14 protein-coding genes are annotated in these 17,673 nt (G+C 65.9%); 4 read left to right on the top strand and 10 right to left on the bottom strand.

Annotation, left to right across the window (positions count from 1 at the left end):
- Positions 1 to 10 precede the first annotated feature (10 nt).
- From WKC72_RS07270 to WKC72_RS07290, 5 genes are all read right to left on the bottom strand, one after another.
- Positions 11 to 1,525, bottom strand: a complete 1,515-nt coding sequence (locus WKC72_RS07270; RefSeq protein WP_370182170.1) for a sugar ABC transporter ATP-binding protein — start codon at positions 1,523 to 1,525, stop codon at positions 11 to 13.
- An 11-nt stretch (positions 1,526 to 1,536) separates the two neighbouring features.
- A complete protein-coding gene (locus WKC72_RS07275; protein ID WP_128640907.1) occupies positions 1,537 to 2,622 on the bottom strand; it encodes a hypothetical protein in 1,086 nt (361 codons plus the stop codon).
- On the bottom strand, positions 2,619 to 4,811 hold the full coding sequence (locus tag WKC72_RS07280; RefSeq protein ID WP_370182171.1) for an ABC transporter permease: 2,193 nt from the start codon (positions 4,809 to 4,811) through the stop codon (positions 2,619 to 2,621). Before WKC72_RS07280 ends, WKC72_RS07275 begins: the two co-directional genes overlap by 4 nt.
- Positions 4,812 to 4,824: 13 nt before the next feature.
- A complete protein-coding gene (locus WKC72_RS07285; protein ID WP_370182172.1) occupies positions 4,825 to 5,895 on the bottom strand; it encodes a sugar ABC transporter substrate-binding protein in 1,071 nt (356 codons plus the stop codon).
- Positions 5,896 to 5,957: 62 nt separating this feature from the next.
- A complete protein-coding gene (locus WKC72_RS07290; RefSeq protein WP_158461304.1) occupies positions 5,958 to 6,977 on the bottom strand; it encodes an ABC transporter permease in 1,020 nt (339 codons plus the stop codon).
- A 273-nt stretch (positions 6,978 to 7,250) separates the two neighbouring features.
- Between WKC72_RS07290 and WKC72_RS07295 the strand changes: the two genes are divergently transcribed.
- Both WKC72_RS07295 and WKC72_RS07300 read left to right on the top strand, forming a co-directional pair.
- Positions 7,251 to 7,622, top strand: a complete 372-nt coding sequence (locus WKC72_RS07295; RefSeq protein WP_235214617.1) for a nuclear transport factor 2 family protein — start codon at positions 7,251 to 7,253, stop codon at positions 7,620 to 7,622.
- 148 nt (positions 7,623 to 7,770) lie between these two features.
- On the top strand, positions 7,771 to 8,850 hold the full coding sequence (locus WKC72_RS07300) for a LuxR C-terminal-related transcriptional regulator (RefSeq protein WP_370182173.1): 1,080 nt from the start codon (positions 7,771 to 7,773) through the stop codon (positions 8,848 to 8,850).
- A 55-nt stretch (positions 8,851 to 8,905) separates the two neighbouring features.
- Here WKC72_RS07300 and WKC72_RS07305 read toward each other — a convergent pair whose 3' ends face one another.
- Positions 8,906 to 10,336: an aldehyde dehydrogenase gene (locus tag WKC72_RS07305; protein WP_370182174.1), complete on the bottom strand. Its 1,431-nt coding sequence runs from the start codon at positions 10,334 to 10,336 to the stop codon at positions 8,906 to 8,908.
- 43 nt (positions 10,337 to 10,379) lie between these two features.
- Complete coding sequence (locus WKC72_RS07310; protein WP_370182175.1) at positions 10,380 to 11,504, bottom strand: NDMA-dependent alcohol dehydrogenase; 1,125 nt, start codon at positions 11,502 to 11,504, stop codon at positions 10,380 to 10,382.
- A gap of 510 nt (positions 11,505 to 12,014) precedes the next feature.
- Here WKC72_RS07310 and WKC72_RS07315 point away from each other — a divergent pair.
- Complete coding sequence (locus WKC72_RS07315; RefSeq protein WP_370182176.1) at positions 12,015 to 12,980, top strand: lactonase family protein; 966 nt, start codon at positions 12,015 to 12,017, stop codon at positions 12,978 to 12,980.
- 68 nt (positions 12,981 to 13,048) lie between these two features.
- On the opposite strand, the gene WKC72_RS07320 is transcribed toward WKC72_RS07315, so the two are convergent.
- Positions 13,049 to 13,945, bottom strand: coding sequence for an alpha/beta hydrolase (locus WKC72_RS07320; protein WP_370182177.1), 897 nt, complete (start codon positions 13,943 to 13,945; stop codon positions 13,049 to 13,051).
- Between the two features lie 152 nt (positions 13,946 to 14,097).
- Here WKC72_RS07320 and WKC72_RS07325 point away from each other — a divergent pair, with 152 nt between their 5' ends.
- Entirely contained in the window at positions 14,098 to 14,961 is an 864-nt protein-coding gene (locus WKC72_RS07325) for a helix-turn-helix domain-containing protein (RefSeq protein ID WP_268789150.1), read from the top strand.
- Positions 14,962 to 14,972: 11 nt separating this feature from the next.
- Here WKC72_RS07325 and WKC72_RS07330 read toward each other — a convergent pair whose 3' ends face one another.
- Both WKC72_RS07330 and WKC72_RS07335 read right to left on the bottom strand, forming a co-directional pair.
- The gene (locus tag WKC72_RS07330) at positions 14,973 to 16,571 is read right to left on the bottom strand and encodes a sigma-54-dependent Fis family transcriptional regulator (protein WP_370182178.1); all 1,599 of its coding nucleotides are present in this window, start codon (positions 16,569 to 16,571) and stop codon (positions 14,973 to 14,975) included.
- Positions 16,572 to 16,728: 157 nt separating this feature from the next.
- A complete protein-coding gene (locus WKC72_RS07335) occupies positions 16,729 to 17,643 on the bottom strand; it encodes a mycofactocin-coupled SDR family oxidoreductase (RefSeq protein WP_370182179.1) in 915 nt (304 codons plus the stop codon).
- Positions 17,644 to 17,673: the final 30 nt, after the last annotated feature.

Below are 17,673 nucleotides of genomic sequence, written 5' to 3' on the forward strand. Positions count from 1 at the left end.
CCGCCGCGCGTCAGTGCACCGCCGCGAACATGAGGCTCTCCTCGTCGGCTTCCTCAGGCGAGAACTCGGCTGCGATGCTGCCCGCGCGTGCGACCAGGACCCGATCGGACAGCGACTGGATCTCGGGCAGGTAGGACGAGATGACCACCACCGCGACTCCGTCGTCGGCGAGAGCGCGAATCATCGCGTGAATTTCCGGAATCGTGCCCAGATCCACACCGCGGGTGGGCTCGTCGATTATCGCGACCAGCGGCTTGCGGGTCAACCCCTTGGCGAGTACGACCTTCTGCTGGTTTCCGCCGCTCAACTCCTCGAGGGTGGCCTTTTCGGGCGCGAGGGTGCGGACCTCGAACTGGTGGACGAACCGCTGCGCCACCGTCTTCCGGACGCGGGGGCGGAACAGGAACGGCAGGCGGAGCGCGCTGCACAGGTGGCCGAGATAGATGTTGTCCGCGATTGTCAGATGGCTGAAGAAGCCGGAGGCTTTGCGATCTTCGGTGATGTAGACGATGCCGGCTCGCCGCGCGTGCCGCGGTGTTCGGAAGCGGACCGGTTTTCCGTTGAGTTGCACCGTGCCACCGCGGAGGCGACGACGCTTCGTGATGCCGCTGATGATCATGGCGACCTCGCTGCGCCCCGCACCGACCAGCCCGTAGAGGCCTACGATCTCACCCGCATAGGCGGAGAACGCCATGTTGCGCACAGCGGGCAGTAGTGTCAGGTCCTCGACCTGCAGCGTCGGCGTCGGTTCCGGTGTGCGGCCCGGCGACACGCGTCCCATCTCGACGTTGCGGCCCACCATCATCTTGACCACCCGGTCGTGGGTGAACTCCGGTTTCGTCAGGGTCCCCTGGACTACGCCGTCACGCAGGACGGTGATGCGATCGGCCTGCTCGAATGCCTCGTCGAGAATGTGGGTGATGAAGATGACGCCGATCCCGCGCCGCGCGAGACTCTGCATCGACATGAACAACTGCAGCCGTTCCTCGGGTGTCACCGATGCGGTCGGTTCGTCGAGGATCACCAGGTTCGCATTTCGATGGACCGCGCGGGCAATCTCCACCATCTGCTTTTGGCCTACCCCGAGTGAACCGGCTGCCACGTCGGGTCGGATGTGGAAGTTGTGCGATTCGAGTAGTTCTCGGGCAATGACGTTGAGGTGCCCGAGGTTGTTGAACACTTTCTCGTCGCCCATGAACAGATTCTGGGCGACCGTCATCGACTCGACTAGCGACCCTTCCTGGTAGACCATCGCCACACCGGCTTCCACCGATTCGCGCGGTGTCGCGAACGTTCGTGCCCGCCCGGAGATCTCCAGAGTGCCGGTGTCGTGCGCCACCGCGCCCGAGATGATCTTCACCATCGTCGACTTCCCGGCACCGTTCTCGCCCAGTACGGCGTGGACCTCGCCCGGGCGGACATCGAAGTCGACTCCGGCGAGCGCGTGGGTTCCCTTGTAGCTCTTGCCGACGTTCGTCAACCGGATCACCGGTGCGGCGGATGAGCCACTCGCTACCTCTGACATCGTTGCCATCCTCATCTGTTGTGGGCTTGTAGTTTCAGCAGATTTCCGTGCCCGCGCGCCGCGGCGATCACTTGTCCGTTCCGGACGGCGACACCGGTGACGCCGTGACGGCTGCTGTCGACGCGGGCATGAGCGCTCTCGACGACCCGACCCGTGCGGTCCATGCGAAACACCAGCCCGCAGGAGCGGGCAGGCGCCCAGCTCTTCACGACCCCGAGCACCCGCAGCTGTCCCATCTGCATCGTCTCGGTGAAGGGATCCTCACTGTGCAGGCGCGGGACGAACCATTCGTCGCGGCTGATCGTGCCGATCATCTCGGCGAGCACCTCGGGTTCGTCGAGCAGCATCTCGGTGACCCGGTTGCGTACATACGGCGCGGCGAACCAGTAGCCGTCGTCGGCGACGCTCACCCGACCGGGGTAGATCGGGAGGTTCGCCGTCACGGTGCGCCCCCGGTCGCCGAGCGCCGCGAGTTCGCGCAGTTCGACACGGTGCTCCAGACTGATGGACACGAGCACGTCGCGGTCGGAGGCCATGCCGATCCCCGACGGCCATGCCAGGCCTTCGGCAACTACCCGCGCCCGGTCTCCGTCCACCTGCACGATCTGTCCGGACCTGTCGCCGGTGACCAGGGCACGTGCCCACTCCGCGGACTGCCCGGCGGTCGAGCCGACGGCCACGAGCAGGGCGCCGTCGGGAGTCCCCGTCAGCGCGGTCACGCACGAGGTGACCGACCGGTCCGTGCAGATCTCCGCGACCGCACCGGACGGTGAGATCGCACAGAGCCCGCGACCCTCGACCGCGGCGACGACCGCGTCGCCGACGGCCGCGAGGGCCGCAACCCTGCCGGAGAACTCTGCGCGGAGGCCGACCTCACCGTCGTGGCAGTCGAACACGACGTTGCCACTGCTGAAAGCCGCAGCGCCGGACGGGGTGATCACCACGTCGTCGGGCTCGTACCGCCCGGGAGGCAAGAGTTCCGTTGCCTCGTCCAGCCGGAGATTGGGGCGCAGCCCGGTGTCCATCGGCGGCACGGTGCGGTGCCTGCCCCGATTCGGGTTGATCCATTCTCTGAGGGTGCTCAGGGTCGAACTCATCGGGCTACCTCCTCGGGAGTGCGCGTGCGAGCGGTCCCCGGCACTGCCGAGGGATCGATGGTGCCGACTTCACTCGGGTCGAGTTCCAGCCGGCCGATACGGTTGTTGCTGACGCCGCACAGGTAGAGCGCACCGTCGCGTTCCTTCGCCGCGGTGACCATCGGATAGTTCTCCATCGATTCGTCCCAGAGCACCGACAGGATCTCGCCGCGGTCGCTGAACTTGATCACGCACGAGACGTTGAGCTGCGACACCACCCAGTTGTCCACGGACACCTCGCGGGTCATCCGGCGGCGGACCGCGGGGTACTTCCCGAGAAGATCGGACATCTGGGTGCGCATCGCGCACAACGGCATCCAGTAGTTTCCGTCCGACGACCGGTTGATGTTGTCCGGGTAGCCGGGCAGGTTCTCAAGTACCGGTTCGAGTTGTCCCGTCTTCGGTCCGGAGATCCAGAGCCGATCGACGCGACACAGGCCGGTACTCGCGATGAGGATCGATTCGCCGTCGTGGGCGGTGCAGATGCCGTTGGGGAAGACGTAGTTGGACACGACCACCTCGGTCTTCCCGTCGGGAGTGACGCGGATGACCCGGCCGTTCGGCCGGAACTCGACGAGCTCGAGCAGGAAGTCGGCCGTGTTTGTCCGCGTGGAGAAGTCGGACGCGTAGATCGAGCCATCCGGAGCGACGTCGAGATCATCGATGGCGCGCAGGCCCGAATCATCGATCAGCGACAGGGGACTGCGCGTGACCTTGTTGGCGACGAGCTCGGGTTCACCGTCGTTCCCGATGCGGTAGATACCCATGCCGCCCACAGCGACGACGAGGCGCCCTTCCGCATCCCAGACGTGTCCGCACGGGAATCCGCCTGTGCGGGAGAAGATCTCGCCCTCGGTGTCGTCGATGCCGCGGAACCGCCACACCCAGCCGCGCTGGTCACCGCAGTACACGTTGCCGTCCGAGTCGACCGCGCAGTCCTCTGCTCCCCGGATCTTGCCGAGGCCGACCGGCGGCGCGTCGGTGAGCCGCCGGTTCAGCGACCAGACGGTGCCCGGTTCGTTGACGTCGACGAGCGGGCCGAGGGACAGGCGGGCCGGGTCGATCTTCAGCTTCTCGACCGCCCGCTGCCGGTACTTCCCCCACTGCAGATCGAGGATCGTGAACACCAGCAGCACGGCCGCGAGAATAACCGTGTAGTAGGACCCCTGGGCGCCCTCGGCGACAGTGGCCTGCTGGATGATGGCAACCACGACGACGCCGACCGCCGCACGGAGTACCGAACCACGCCCGCCCTTCAGGCTCACCCCACCGAGGACGACCGCGGTCAGCACGATGATCTCCCAACCCCTTCCGATGTTGGGATCGGTACGACTGAGTCGTGCCGACGTCAGGATCGCAGCGGTGCCGGCCAACGCGCCGGACAGGACATACGTCCAGAAGGTCACGGCGGTAACCGGAATGCCGTTACGACGCGCCGAGCGCCGGTCGGACCCGGTCGCCGTCACCCACCAGCCCCAACGTGAGCGCGTCAGTGCCAGGTGCGCGACGATCAGTGCAACCGCGAAGAGGAACCACTCGGTGGGTATCCCGATGATCGTGCCGTTGCTGAAGAAGTCCCATACGAGCGACTGCTTGCCGATGCCGATCTTGGTGCTGTAGGCGTTCTGCAGTGCAGATGCCGCCCCGCCGAACGCGATGAGTGTGACGAGGGTGGTGATGAACGGACGCATCCGCCGATAGGCGATGAGGTACCCGTTAACCGACCCGAGTAACGCCCCGAGCACGATCGCCGCCGGGACGACGACCGCGGTCGGCCACATCCAGACCCGGTCGGCGACCATGGCGCCGAGCGCGCAGACGCCCACCATCGATCCGACCGACAGGTCGATGCCGCCGCCGACGAGGACGAGCGTCAGGCCGAGTGCGAGCAGGCCGTACTCGGACACCTCGTTGAGGATGAGCGGCGCGTTGGCGGCGCCGACGTTCGTCGTTGCCAGGACATACGCGCACAGCGCGAGTGCCAGCACGAGTGGGACGGCGCCCTCCATCCACCGCTTCTCGAACAGGTCGGAGATCGTGCGGAACCGCGCGATGCGATCGGACCGCCGGCCCCCGGTCAGGGGGAAGGCATCGATGCCGCGGCGAAGCGGACCGAAGCCGCTGCGGCGCAAAGTAGTCGTCGTTGTCATCAGATATCGGTCCCTACTGGCTCGTGTAGCAGGCGATCGTGGTCTGGTCGACGTTGGTTCTGTCGACCACTGTGCTCGAGACGTAGGCGACCGAGTTGGTGGCACCGGGCTGTGCGCCGTCGAAGATCAGGTTCTGGGCCGCCGCGGCGCCCGCGGCACCTATGCCCTGGACGTCGTAGGCCGCTGACGCGGTCACCAGTCCCTGCCTCAGTGCGTCGCACCAGTTGCTGTCCGCATCGAGGGTGTAGACGCCGATCGATCCGGGCTGCACCTGTCCCCGCGACTCCGCGGCCTTGACCGTCTGCCCGACGGTGATCGAGTTGAGGTCGAACGTCACCATGAAGCCACACAGCTCGCCCTGCTGCTGGAGCACCGATTCGGCGGCCGCCTGCGCTTGCGCGTTCTGGAACTGCGAGTGGTTGACGAGAACCTTGTAGCCCAGCGGCTCCACCGCGTCCTTGATGCCCTGATTCCAGAGGATCGATGCCGGGTCGTTGCCGGGACCATCGATGATCGAGATCGTTTTGGGGGCGTTGCGCTTTTCGCAGTCCTCGACGGCACGGCCCGCGATCGACTTCGCGGCACCGTAGACGTCGACTCCGACGAAGGCGTCTCCGAGCCGGTTGGACATCATGTTGAGCACCACCGTGTAGATGCCCGCCTTCGCCGCCTGGTCGATGACGCTGTCGAGTAGGCCCTGATCCTGGTTCTGGAGGATCAACACGTCGGCCGCCTTGCGGGCGATCAGATCGTTGATGGTGCTGAGCATTCGGTCGCTACTGAAGTTCGAGTCGTAGACCGTGAACTCCGCTCCCAGGTTGTCGAACGTACGCTGCATCGTCGTGCCCCAGTTCTCGGTCAACTGGTAACCCTTGTAGAGAATCGGCACGAAGGCGATCTTCTTGCCCTGCATCGCGTCGAGTGCCGTCTGTCGCGCCGGGAGCAGTTCGACGTTGGTACCGAACGCCTTTTCGCCTCCCTCGGACTGAGTGGCGGCAGTACCACTGTTGACCGTGCACCCCGCGACGGCGACGGTGGCCGCCACCGCCATGATGCACGCGGCGATCTTCTTCATCGTCTTCATGGTTCTCGATTCCTTCTGGTGGCCGGAAGAGCCTGTGTGAGTGATGGTTTTCCGAGGGGGTGTCATAGTTCGCCGGATTTCTCGGTCTCCTCGTTCCGCGGGTGCAGCCATGCGTCGAACGCGATCGCCGAGATGAGTACCGCTCCCCGGATGAGGTCCTGGACGGCGGTGCTCAGCCCGTGAAGTACCAACAGGTTGTTGAGGATTCCGACGAAGATCGCACCGGCGAGGACACCGAGGATGGTTCCCCGGCCGCCGGACAGCGACACGCCGCCGATCACGACCACCGTGAGGGCGGTGAACAGGATCGGATCGAAGGATGTGATGGTTGTCTGCACGCTTCCCTGAATGGACACGGTGACGTAGCCGGCCACAGCGGCGAGCAGTGCCGAGATCACGTAGGTGAGGATCTGCAGCGGCCGGACCGGGGCGCCCGACGCTCGGGCGGTGTCGAAGTTGTCCCCCATGGCGCGGATCAGGCGTCCCGGGGACGTGTACGAAATGAACAGCCAGGCGACCAGGAAGGCCGATCCCGCGATGATCACGGGACGCGGGACCCCGAGCGCCGAACCGCCGCCGATCGCCGCGAGTAGCGACGATCCGGGAACGCTGTAGACGTTCTGGGTGAGGACGAGAATGTCGATACCGCCGATCACCAGCATGCCGGTCGCGAGCGTCACGAACAGTGCGGGCACGTTGAGGAAGGCGATGATCACGCCGTTGACGAGGCCGATGACCACAGCAAGGCCGACCATCAGCCCGATGGCCTGCCACTCGGGCATACCCGTGCTCATCAGTGCCAACGTGGCCTGCGCGCAGCCGAGACCGATCCCCGCTACGGACAGGTCCAAACCCTTGCCCAGGATCACGATCGCCTCGCCGACGGCGAGGATGCCGAACGCTGCGGACAGACTCAGGATGCTGGTGAGGTTTCCGGTAGTCAGGAAGTTCGTCGTTGTCGCGCCGCCGACCAGTGCGAGTAGCACGGTGATGCCGAGGACCAGATACGCCTGGTCGAAGCGGCCCAGGCGGCCGCGTAGCGTTACTCGGCTCGGCTCGGCCGCCACTGTTGCCGTAGTCATGGGACTCCTGTGTCGATTCGGATAAGGGTGTCGACCGCAACGAGGCGGAGGTGGACAGATCGTTTCGGTGATCTGTGTCATATCGGTCGAGCCAGTGTGGCGAATGGCGTAGTGCGCCTACATCTGCCTGCGGTCGGATTCCCACTACGACTTATGGACGATCCCGGCTTTGGAGCAGTGTCCAGATATCTGGACACTCGATCGGTTCACGCGCGGGCAGCATGGGTGACGCAGATCACCTGCAGCGAAACCGACAGGAAGGTCCGACCACAGATGAGCAGCACCCCAGACCAGGCAACCATCGAACTCTCGGAGAACTGGGTCAAGGCCTTGGCGAACATCGACCTGTTCCTCGAGATCTGCGTCGAGGACTGCCCCGTGTGGCACAGCGCCGACGACAAGTGGGTCTCGGTGTCCGAGGCCGTCGCCGCCGTGTACGAACGCGCCGGCGACGGGCCCGTGCCGGACTTCCGCCCCGAGGGCATCACGTTCACCGAAAAGGGCTTCTTCAACGAGGCGTCCGTCGAACTGGAGATGGGCGGCCAGGAGGTCAAGTTGCACCTCGTGCAAATCGTCGAGGCGCGTGACGGTAAGGCCGTTCGAGTTCGGGAGTACATCGGCCCGGAGATGGGTATCCAGCCCTGAAATCGCCGTATCCCGGAGAGCAATAGCCTGATCGGCGAACGAGTGCCGGGCGCGCGGACTGCGCGCCGGGCATTCGGCAAACCCGGGGTGTGTCACGCATCATATTTGTATATGATGTAGGCCCCGTCTTGGAGTGGTGCCGATGAGTATGACTTCCCCTGATACACGACGCAGTGACGTGGAGCTCGACGCAGACGTCACCGCGCAGATTCGCGAACTGGGAATCGCTGCCGGCGACGCCCTGGAGTGCAGCATCTCCGTCGCCGAGTGCGCGCACGTGTCGTCCGCGAAGCGGCTCCTGGCGCATGTGTGGGACTGCGTGGTGGTTGAAATGAATCGGCCCGCGGCGGGCCCCACGCCGCCTCGTCTCGCCGAGCTGACCGGCTTCCTCGGCCGTATCCGCGACCTGGAGTCGCGGGTCGAGGACGCCCGCGTCGCAGACGGTGTCGAAACCATGCGGCGGATACGCCGGGCACTCGGCCGCTTACAGGTCGTGTCGACCGCGAACGAGCTTCTGTCTCGAGCCGCGGCCGAGGCGTGCACCATCGGGTTCGATCGCGCGCTCGTCTCCACCATCGGTGATGCGACGTGGAACCTGCATTCGATGTTCATCGAGCGGGACCCCCGACTGGCCCGGGACATGGTTGCGGCCGGCCGCCAGGATCCACCGAAACTCGACGGCTCCATCATCGAGTCGGACGTGGTCGATCGAGCCCGCTCCGGGCTGGTGTTCGACGTTCAGAACAATCCCCGGGTGAATCGGCAACTGGTCTCGATGTCCGGGTGCACGTCGTACATCGTGGCTCCGTTGCGTTCGCACGGCAAGGTCATCGGTCTCGTCCACGCCGACAGTCACTATCCGGCTCGCGACGTCGACGCCACCGACCGTGCGGTGCTCAACCTCTATGCAGAGGGGTTGAGTCACACGTTGGCACGAGTCTCGGTTCTGGAGGGACTGGCCTCGCTCAGCGAAGGGATGACCCGGTTGGTGAGTAACGTGAAGATCGCTGCACCGCCCCAGATCACGATGAGCGACCCACGCCACCCCGTGCTGTCTAGCCGTGAGGTGGACGTCATCGAGCTCATGGCGGCAGGCGATGCCAATCGATCGATTGCACGAAAGCTGTCGATCTCCGAGGGGACCGTCAAGACCCACATCACCCACATCCTGCGTAAGCTCAATGCGTCGAATCGTGCTGAAGCCGTGGCTTATTGGCTGAGACGATGATGTCGGGTCCCGGAACGAACCGGCCCCGGGAACCGGTTCGATCACCGTCTCCGCGTCACCTGCTGCGGAAGATGGTCTTGTATTCCAGATAGGCGTCCAGGCTCTGGGGACCCAGTTCGCGTCCGATACCGCTGTTCTTCAGACCTCCGAACGGCGTCTCGATCGGGAGAGTCGACGTGTTCACCCCGACGCTGCCGGTCACGATCCGGCGTGCAACCTCGGTTGCCCGATCTCGATCGGGTGAGAACACGCCGCCGCCCAATCCGTAGTCGGAGTCGTTTGCGATGGCGATCGCCTCGTCGATCGTGTCGTACGGCATCACGACGAGCACCGGCCCGAAGATCTCCTCACGAGCAACGCGCATGTCGTTCGTGACATTACGGAAGATCGTCGGCTCCACGTAGTAACCGCGATCGAGCTTCGCGGGACGCCCACCGCCGATGACGACCTCGGCGCCTTCGCTGCGGCCGAGTTCGATGTACGACTCGACTCGGTCACGTTGCGTCGCGTTCACGAGTGGTCCGAAGAAGTTGGCCGGATCCGTCGGATCACCCTGCGGAATGGCGCTCAATGTGGCGCTGAGCATCTCGACGATCTCGTCGTACCGAGACGAAGGCGCCAGCACTCTGGTCAACGCTCGGCACGTCTGGCCGGTGTTCGGCGCGCACGCGGACATCGTGAGTGGTCTGAACGCGTCCAGGTCGACGTCGTCGAGCAGGATTCCCGCCGACTTGCCGCCGAGTTCGAGCGTGACGTGCTTGAGTTGCTTGCCGCATTCGGCCGCGATCGCCTTGCCCGCGACTGTCGAACCGGTGAATGCCACCTTGTGCACGCCCGGGTGGGAAACGAGGGCAGCACCAGTTTCGCGGCCACCGGTGACGATGTTGACCACGCCCTCCGGAATGCCGGCGGCATCGAGGATCTCGGCGAAGACGAGGGCATCCAGGGAGGTCTCCGGTGCGGGCTTGATCACCGCGGTACAGCCGGCGGCCAACGCCGGACCCAATTTCCAGGCGATCAACGGTTGCGGCCCGTTCCACGGCGTGATGGCGCCCACCACGCCGACGGGGTCGCGGCGCAGCACCGCGTCGCCACTGGCGGTCTCGACCAGTGTCTCGGTTTCGAGATCGTCGGCCAACGACGCGAAGTACCGGTAGGCGACCGGAACCTGGCTCTGCATGGCGCGGGAGATGCTGATCGGCGTTCCGTTCTGACGCGTGACCAGAGCCGACATCTCGTCGCTGCGCGCTTCGAAGGCATCGGCCAGACTTCGCAGGTAGCCTGCGCGCTCGGCCGGCGTGCGCGCTGCCCACTTCTCGCCGGCCACTGCAGCCGCGGTCACCGCGGCGTCGACGTCGGACGCGTCGCCGTCAGCGATGGACGCGAACTGCTCCTCGGTGGCCGGATTGATCACCGGGATGCGGTCCGCCGAGTGGGCGCGCTCCCGTCGGCCGTTGATGAAATGGTGGTCGTGGTCGCATGTCATGAGGGCTCCTGGAATCGGCGTGCTGTCGAGTGTCGTGAAGCGGTCATTCGTGATCGAAGACAACTATCCCCCGAATGTTTCTGCCCGCCTTCATGTCCTCGTATCCCTGATTGATCTCGTCGAGCGTGTAGCGGTTCGTCACGAGTTCGTCGAGCAGCAGGTTCCCCTGCCGGTAGAGCTCGAGTTGCGCGGGAATGTCGGACGTCGGCCGACTCGCACCGAAGAGCGAACCCTGCAGCCGCTTCTGGCTCAGCGTGAGGTCGTGCAGATTGATGTCTCCGTCCTTGGAGAAGGTGTCGCCGATTCCGACCGGAACACACGTGCCGCCCTTGCGGACCGCAGCGAGTGCCTCGCCGACGATCTTCCCGGTGATCACTCCCACGGTGACGATCGCCGAGTCGGCGCCCTGGCCGTTGGTCAGCGGGGCTGTGATCGCGTTCGCTTCCTCGATCGTCGCGACTGCCTGCGTGGCACCGAATTTCAGGGCGGTGTCTCGTTTGAACGCAACAGGATCGACCGCGACGACGGCACTGGCACCGGCGTGAGCGGCACCCTGGACGGCGTTGATCCCGATACCGCCGATCCCGACCACGATGACCACGTCGCCGACCCGGACGTCGGCCGAGTTGACCGCGGCACCCCAGCCCGTTCCGACGCCGCACCCGGTGAGGCACGCCACCTCGAGGGGGACTGCCTTGTCGATCTTCACCGCCGACGCGGTCGAAACGATGATGCGTTCGCAGAACGTGCCGAGTCCGGCGAGCTGACCGACCGGCTTGCCGCCCCGGGAGAGGCGATACGAACCGGGGTCGTCGAAACGGCAGCCCGTGGTCAGAAGAGCGCCCAGATCGCAGAGATTCTGCAGTCCCCGGGCGCACCACTTGCATCGGCCGCATACCGGCAGGAAGGAGAAGACGACGTGGTCGCCGACCTCGTAGCCGGGCGTGTGGGGGCCGACGGCCTCCACGATGCCTGCACCTTCGTGACCGCCGGCGATGGGAAGGATGCCGGGCATCTGGTCGCCGGTGGCGAAGTGGTCGTCCGAATGGCAGAGGCCGGCGGCGACCATCCGGACACGAATCTCGTTCTGGCGCAGCTCGTCGAGTTCGAGGTCGACAATCTCGTATCGTCCCGGGACCTCGAGCAGAACTGCCCCTCGCGTCTTCATCTGCGCACCACCGGTGAGACGGAGGTGCTGGTCGTGTCGAGTGTCATCTGCGGCTTCCTGAAATGGGTGGGATCCCGATGTGGATCATGCGGTCGGATGGAGGTGACGGTCGCCATACTGCGCTCCAGTGTGATTGCCGTCGTGGCGTACGGAATCTGCCATCGGTCGTATTCCGGTACATCCAAAGGATGATTGACGCGACCGGACACAGGTGTGCAGATTCTTGGACAGTTCCGCGCATGTGTTCTTCGTACGATCGCGAGTGGTCGGAGAGCGCGTTCCGGAACATGCTCGGTGGCAGAAAGATCCGACTTCGTGACAGCTCACGAGTACCGCGGCGTGCGGGAAGGGAAGTCGATGACGGCAATCGGAAGACACAGGACGTCAGCGGTCGTTCTTGCAACACTTCTGCTGAGCGTGGGATCGGAGGTTCCTGCGGCAACGGCCGCGCCTGCCATGGTTCCGCAGTTCCTCCTGGTGGGTGGTACCGCGAGCGGGAATGTCGCGGTGATGAGCATGGAGCCGGATGGCGGGCTGCGACAGGTGGACGGGTCGCCGTTCCCGGTCGGCGCGGGTGTCCTCTCGTTGGCCGTCGCGCCACGCGGTCGAATCGTCTATGTCACGCAGGCGGGTGCACGGAAGGTCACGGGTTGCCGGATCGACGACCGGGGAGCGTTGCACCCGATTCCGGGGGCGGACGTCGTGACCGACGGTGTACCGGTCACCTCGGTACTGTCACCGGACGGCAGTCTGCTGTTCGTCGCGGTGGGAGGTCTACCCGGGCACATCTCCTCGTATTCGGTCGCTGCATCCGGTGCACTGACGCCGATCGCGTCGACCATCGTCGCAGGCACGAGTGCGATCCCCATGGTCACGGTCGATCCGAACGGCCGCTACCTCCGTTTCGTCAGCGCCGTGGACGGTTCAATCTCGAGCTTTGCCATCGGGCCGGGTGGTGCGCTCACGGCCCTCGGGTCGCCGGTACCCGGCGGGGTGCTCCCGGTCAACCCGGGCACCACACCGGACAACCGCTTCATCTACGTGAGTAACGAGCAGGGAAGCAATGTGTCGGGTTACTCGATCGGACCCGACGGCCGGATGACGTCCACGCCCGGATCCCCGTATTCGACGGGCGGTATGCCGCATGGCGCAGAGATCACCGGCGACGGGCGTCGTCTGTACATTCCCGAGGTCGCCGGCGGTCGGGTCTCGGGATTCTCGATCGGCGCGGACGGAGCATTGACTCCCCTTCCCGGCTCCCCCTATCCGGGACCGCCGGGGACGGGTCCCGGCCGGGTACTTCTCAGTGACGACGAGCGGCATCTCTACGCGGCTGACGTCCTGACCACCACGGTCACGTCGAAGGTGCATACGTTCGACGTCCGGCCCGACGGCAGCCTGACACCGTCCGTACTGCCGTCGGTGGACACCGGCACGGTCGTGGCAGACGGACCGGTGCTGGTGAAGACGCCATAGGCGCGAACGTGACCGTGCCCCCAGTCGGGGGCGGGGGCACGGTCACACCCGACCGGCAGCCGATCCGGCTATCCGGCCAGGTTCTTCGTGAAGAATTCGGTCAGCTTGTCCGCCGCCTGCGAGACGTACTGGTCGACGTCGTACAGGTCGACGTGGGTGGCGCCGTCGATCTCGAACAGCTCGGCGGTCTCGCCGCCGGCCGCCACCGCGCCCTCACTGAAGCCCTTGGTCTCGGCCTCGGTTCCCGCGATCATCAACAGCGGCCTGGGCGCGATCTTCGCGACACCGGCATAGGCGTCGAACTGGTCGAGCTGGTCGACGCTGCGCAGCGCGAACTTCCCGATCGACCGCGGGTGCTGTGCACGCGGAGTCTTGTAGTAATCGAAGAACTCCGCGACGGCCTTCGGCGTCGACGCGTCCACCGAGTCCGGCAGCACCGGAACCATGGGGATCTCCTCGCCCTTTGCCTCCGCGGTCCGCGCGGCGCCTGCCTGATCGACCAGCTTCGCGAACGCCTCGGGGTCCGGCACGCGGAAGAAGCAGGTGGCGTCCGCGCCGCTGACGGTGGCGACCGCCTTCATCCGGTGGTCGGTCTGCGCGGCGAACGGAACGTAGCCGCCCGAGGCGCAGATGCCGAGGACGCCGATCCGCTCCGGGTCCACGTCGTCGCGTGTGCTCAGGTAGGTCACCGCGTTCCGGAAGTCGTCCGCGCGCTGGAACGGATCCTCCAGTCCGCGCGGCTCGCCCTCGCTCTCACCCTGGTAGGCGGCATCGAATGCCAGGGTGATGAAACCCTGATCGGCGAGGCGCTGCGCGTACAGTGCCGCGGTCTGCTCCTTGACACCGGTCATGGGATGTCCGACGACGATCGCGGGCAGCCACCCGTCGACCTCGGCCGGAGTGTAGAGGTGGCCGGCGAGCTGAAAGCCGCTGCTGGTGAACCGAACATCGGATTTGGTGGTCATGGTGCCTCCGTGGTGTTTCGAGAATTCCGATCCGCATTCCGGATCGCTCGACACCTAGTCTCGGAGTTCCGGGGAAACCGGGGAAGGGAGACATTTATCCTGGGAACGATCTTTCCCAGGATAAATCCGCGCCCCGGCCCTACCCTGGTTTCATGCCCAGTCCGGTACATCAGGCACCCCATCTACGTGAGCTCGGCGCGTTCCTCAAAACCCGCCGCAGCGAGCTGTCGCCGTCCGACGTCGGCCTACCCGACCTCGACCAGCGCCGCCGGGTGAGCGGGCTGCGGCGCGAGGAGGTGGCGCAGCTCGCGGCGATCAGCACCGACTACTACACCCGGATCGAGCAGGGGCGGCTCGTCCCGTCCGAGCAGGTGCTCGCCGCGCTGGTGCGAGCGCTGCAACTCGACTCGGACCAATCCGAGTACCTCGACAATCTGGCCGACCACGCCACCCACCGGTCCACGCCCCGTCCGGCGGCGCAGTTGCGCACCGGCGGCAGCCGGGTACGCCCGCAGGTGCGGCGGTTACTGGACCAGCTCACCGACACCCCGGCCATCGTCCTGGGTCCTCGGACCGATATCTTGGCCTGGAACCCGTTGGCCACCAAGGTGTATGCCGACTTCGATGCGATGGCTCCGCACGAGCTGAACTATGTGCGGCTCATCTTCACCGACCCTCGGATGCGGGAGCTGTTCGCCGACTGGACGGCGGTCGCGCGGTCCTGTGTGGCGATCCTGCGCCGCGAGGCGGCCATCAATCCGGCCGATCCGGCCCTGTCCGCGCTCGTCGGCGAACTCACGATCGCCGATCGTCAGTTCGGACAATGGTGGGCGGCGAGAAACGTGGCGCGCCAGGACTTCGGCGTCAAGGTGCTCAATCACCCGGTCGTCGGTGAACTGACTCTCGACTGGGAGATATTCCGCTACTCCGGTGCGCCCGAGCAGCAATTGGTGCTCAACTCCGCCGAGGACGGTTCGCCGACCCAGGAGCGACTGGCACGGCTGGGCCGGATGTAGAACCGGAGAGGTCAGGCGATCTTGAGAACCCGGAGCCGGTTGTAGAGAGTCGACCGGCTCACCCCGAGTGACTGCGCGGCCTTGAGCTTGTTGCCGCCTGCCGCTTCGATCGCCGCGACGATCACTTCCCGTTCGGCATGTCGAATGGGTGACAGGGGTGTGCCGACTTCCCGGTACGGTGCGGGAAGGTCGGTCGGAATGATGTCTCCGGCCGAGCGGGTCCGGGCCAGGGCGTGGACCACCCGCCGGAGTTCGGCGAGGTTGCCCGGCCACGGATGTGCTGCCAGGACCTGCAGCGTCGTCGAGGTGAGGCGCAGGTCGGACGTCACGGCTTCCTCCGCCAGCATCCGACGTGCCAGCCCGGGGATCTCGTGGCGGCGCCGGCGGAGCGGAGCGAGTTCACGTCGTGCGGCGCAGAGCCCCACCAGGGAGGGGTGGATCGCCGCGTCGTCATCCGCACTCGTCGAGGTCAGAACGACGTGTCGCCGCGTGCCCCGGATGAGGCGGGCAACCAGAGTGGCCATCGAGTCGGTGAGGAAGTCGACGTTCTCGATGATCACGACGGCACCATCCTGCTCGAGCTGCCGGCCGAGTCCGACGGCCCAGGCCTGCTCACCCGTGTGCACGACGTCCGCGGCGTCGACGATCGCCCCGCCCGGTCCGGCCGCACGCACCGCTTCGGTCGTCCGGCCGGTGCCGGATTCTCCGAAGACGAGGAGCGGCCATTCCTCGACCGATGTTCGTGGTTGCGGCTTCGGACTCGTTCTCGCCGTGGCGAAATCGACCAGGACGCCGTTCCCGCCGTCGACCGGAGTGCAGGTGAACTCCACTTCGCGCCCGGATTCGAGCGTCAGGCGATTGGTGACGGCCGTTGTGCGAGCGGTGTCGGCGCTGGCTCGGACGGCCGCATGGTCGGCGGGATCGAGGAGGTCGAGGGCCGCCGGGGTCGCGAGCACCATTCCCTCGCCGAGCACCATCACCGGCCGTTCCTTTCGCCGTGCCGCAGAATGAAAGGCCGCCAGCAGATTTCGTTGCGCGACGGGGGTGCTCAGCGCCAGCCGATCCTCGATCTCCCCGACCAACCGCTGGGCGATCGGCGCGAAGTACCGGTGATCCTCGCCTGCGCCGCCTCCGACATCGAGAACGCCTTCGAGTCTTCGCGTGATCGGATGAATGATCGGCTGGCCGAAGCAGCTGAAATCGTGGAACGCGGACATGAAGTGTTCGGGGCCGTGGACGAGCAGCGGTTGCCGGGCTTCCAGGACGGTGCCCACCGCATTGGTTCCCACCTCGTCCTCGGCCAGCCGGATGCCGGGCTCGATGCCCATCCAGTCGACAGCGTCGCGGACGGCCGGACTGGCGTGCCGGATATCCAGGATCCTGGCGTCGTGGTCGGCGAGAACGAACACTAATGGTGCACCGTCGAACTCGCGGCAGACGCGATCCAGAACGGGCGCCGCGGCGCGTCGGAGGCATCCGTCCGAGGCGACGTCGATCCTGTCCAGCTTCGGCGTCGTATCGCAGTCGAGACCCGACAATTGCGAACGCATCCACGACGACGCGATTTCCGGCCGAGCGTCGACCATGGAATGCGCTGAGCTACCGGGCACTCCGACACCACCTTCTGGCCAGGTGCGATGGGAACAGACTCGCACCACATGTGAGCGAGAACACAATATAATATATGCGTCCTCTTCGGGCAAGGGTCGGACGCACAGACACCGGCCCCGGCCGCGTGCAGCGGTCGGGGCCGGTGTCGTCAGGCCATCACAGATCGTCGGGCGACTGGGCCGGTGAACGGTAGCGATCGGCTTCCGGCCCCTCGGTCTGCGGCGCGAAGTTCACGCCGGGGAGCAGGAGGTGCCCCGCGTCGACCGGCAGGGCCACACCGGTGATGTGCTCGGCGTAGTCGGACAGCAGCCAGCATGCGGCATTGCTGGTGGCGTTGGGCGGAAGCGCGGGCCGGCCGGCCAGCGGCGCATAACCGTACGTCGCGGCTATCGCCACGTCGCGGTTGGCCGTCTCGCCGGGGGCGACGAACAGTTGGTGGCCCATCGGGTTGTCCCAGATCTTCGTGTCCACCGCGCCGGGGCAGACGGCGTTGCACCGCACGTTGTACTCCGCGATCTCCAGAGCGGTGTTCTTCATCAGGCCGAGGACGCCGTGCTTGGCCGTGATGTAGTGGGTGTATCCGGCCGTAGCCTCCAGGCCGCCCACCGACGCAATACATACGACCGCACCGCCACGCTGCTCGACGAGATGCGGCGCGGTGGCCTTGATCGTCCGGAAGGTGCCGCCGAGCACCACGTCGGTGACCGTCGTCCACATCTGCTCGGTGATCTCCCAGGACTTGGGCCCGAGATCCCACAGTCCGGCGTTGGCGATGACCGCGTCGAGCCGGCCGAAGGCGTCGAGCCCGAGAGCGACTGCCGCGTCGAGCGCGGCCTGATCACGGACGTCGGCGACGGCACTGACCGCCCGTCGGCCTTCCTTCTCGACGAGAGCCTGTGTCTTGTCGAGATCCTCCTTGCTCGCCAGCGCGTATCGAATCCCGTCGATGGGTGAGCAGATGTCGGTGATGATGACATCGGCTCCTTCTTTCGCCGCGGTCACCGCGTGCGCTCGCCCCTGCCCGCGTGCGGCGCCGGTGATGAAGACGACCTTGCCGTCCAGTAGTCCCATGTCGATGTCCTTTCGAATTTCATTCAGTAG

The organism is Rhodococcus wratislaviensis (assembly GCF_041228765.1).
Taxonomy (GTDB): domain Bacteria; phylum Actinomycetota; class Actinomycetes; order Mycobacteriales; family Mycobacteriaceae; genus Rhodococcus_F; species Rhodococcus_F wratislaviensis.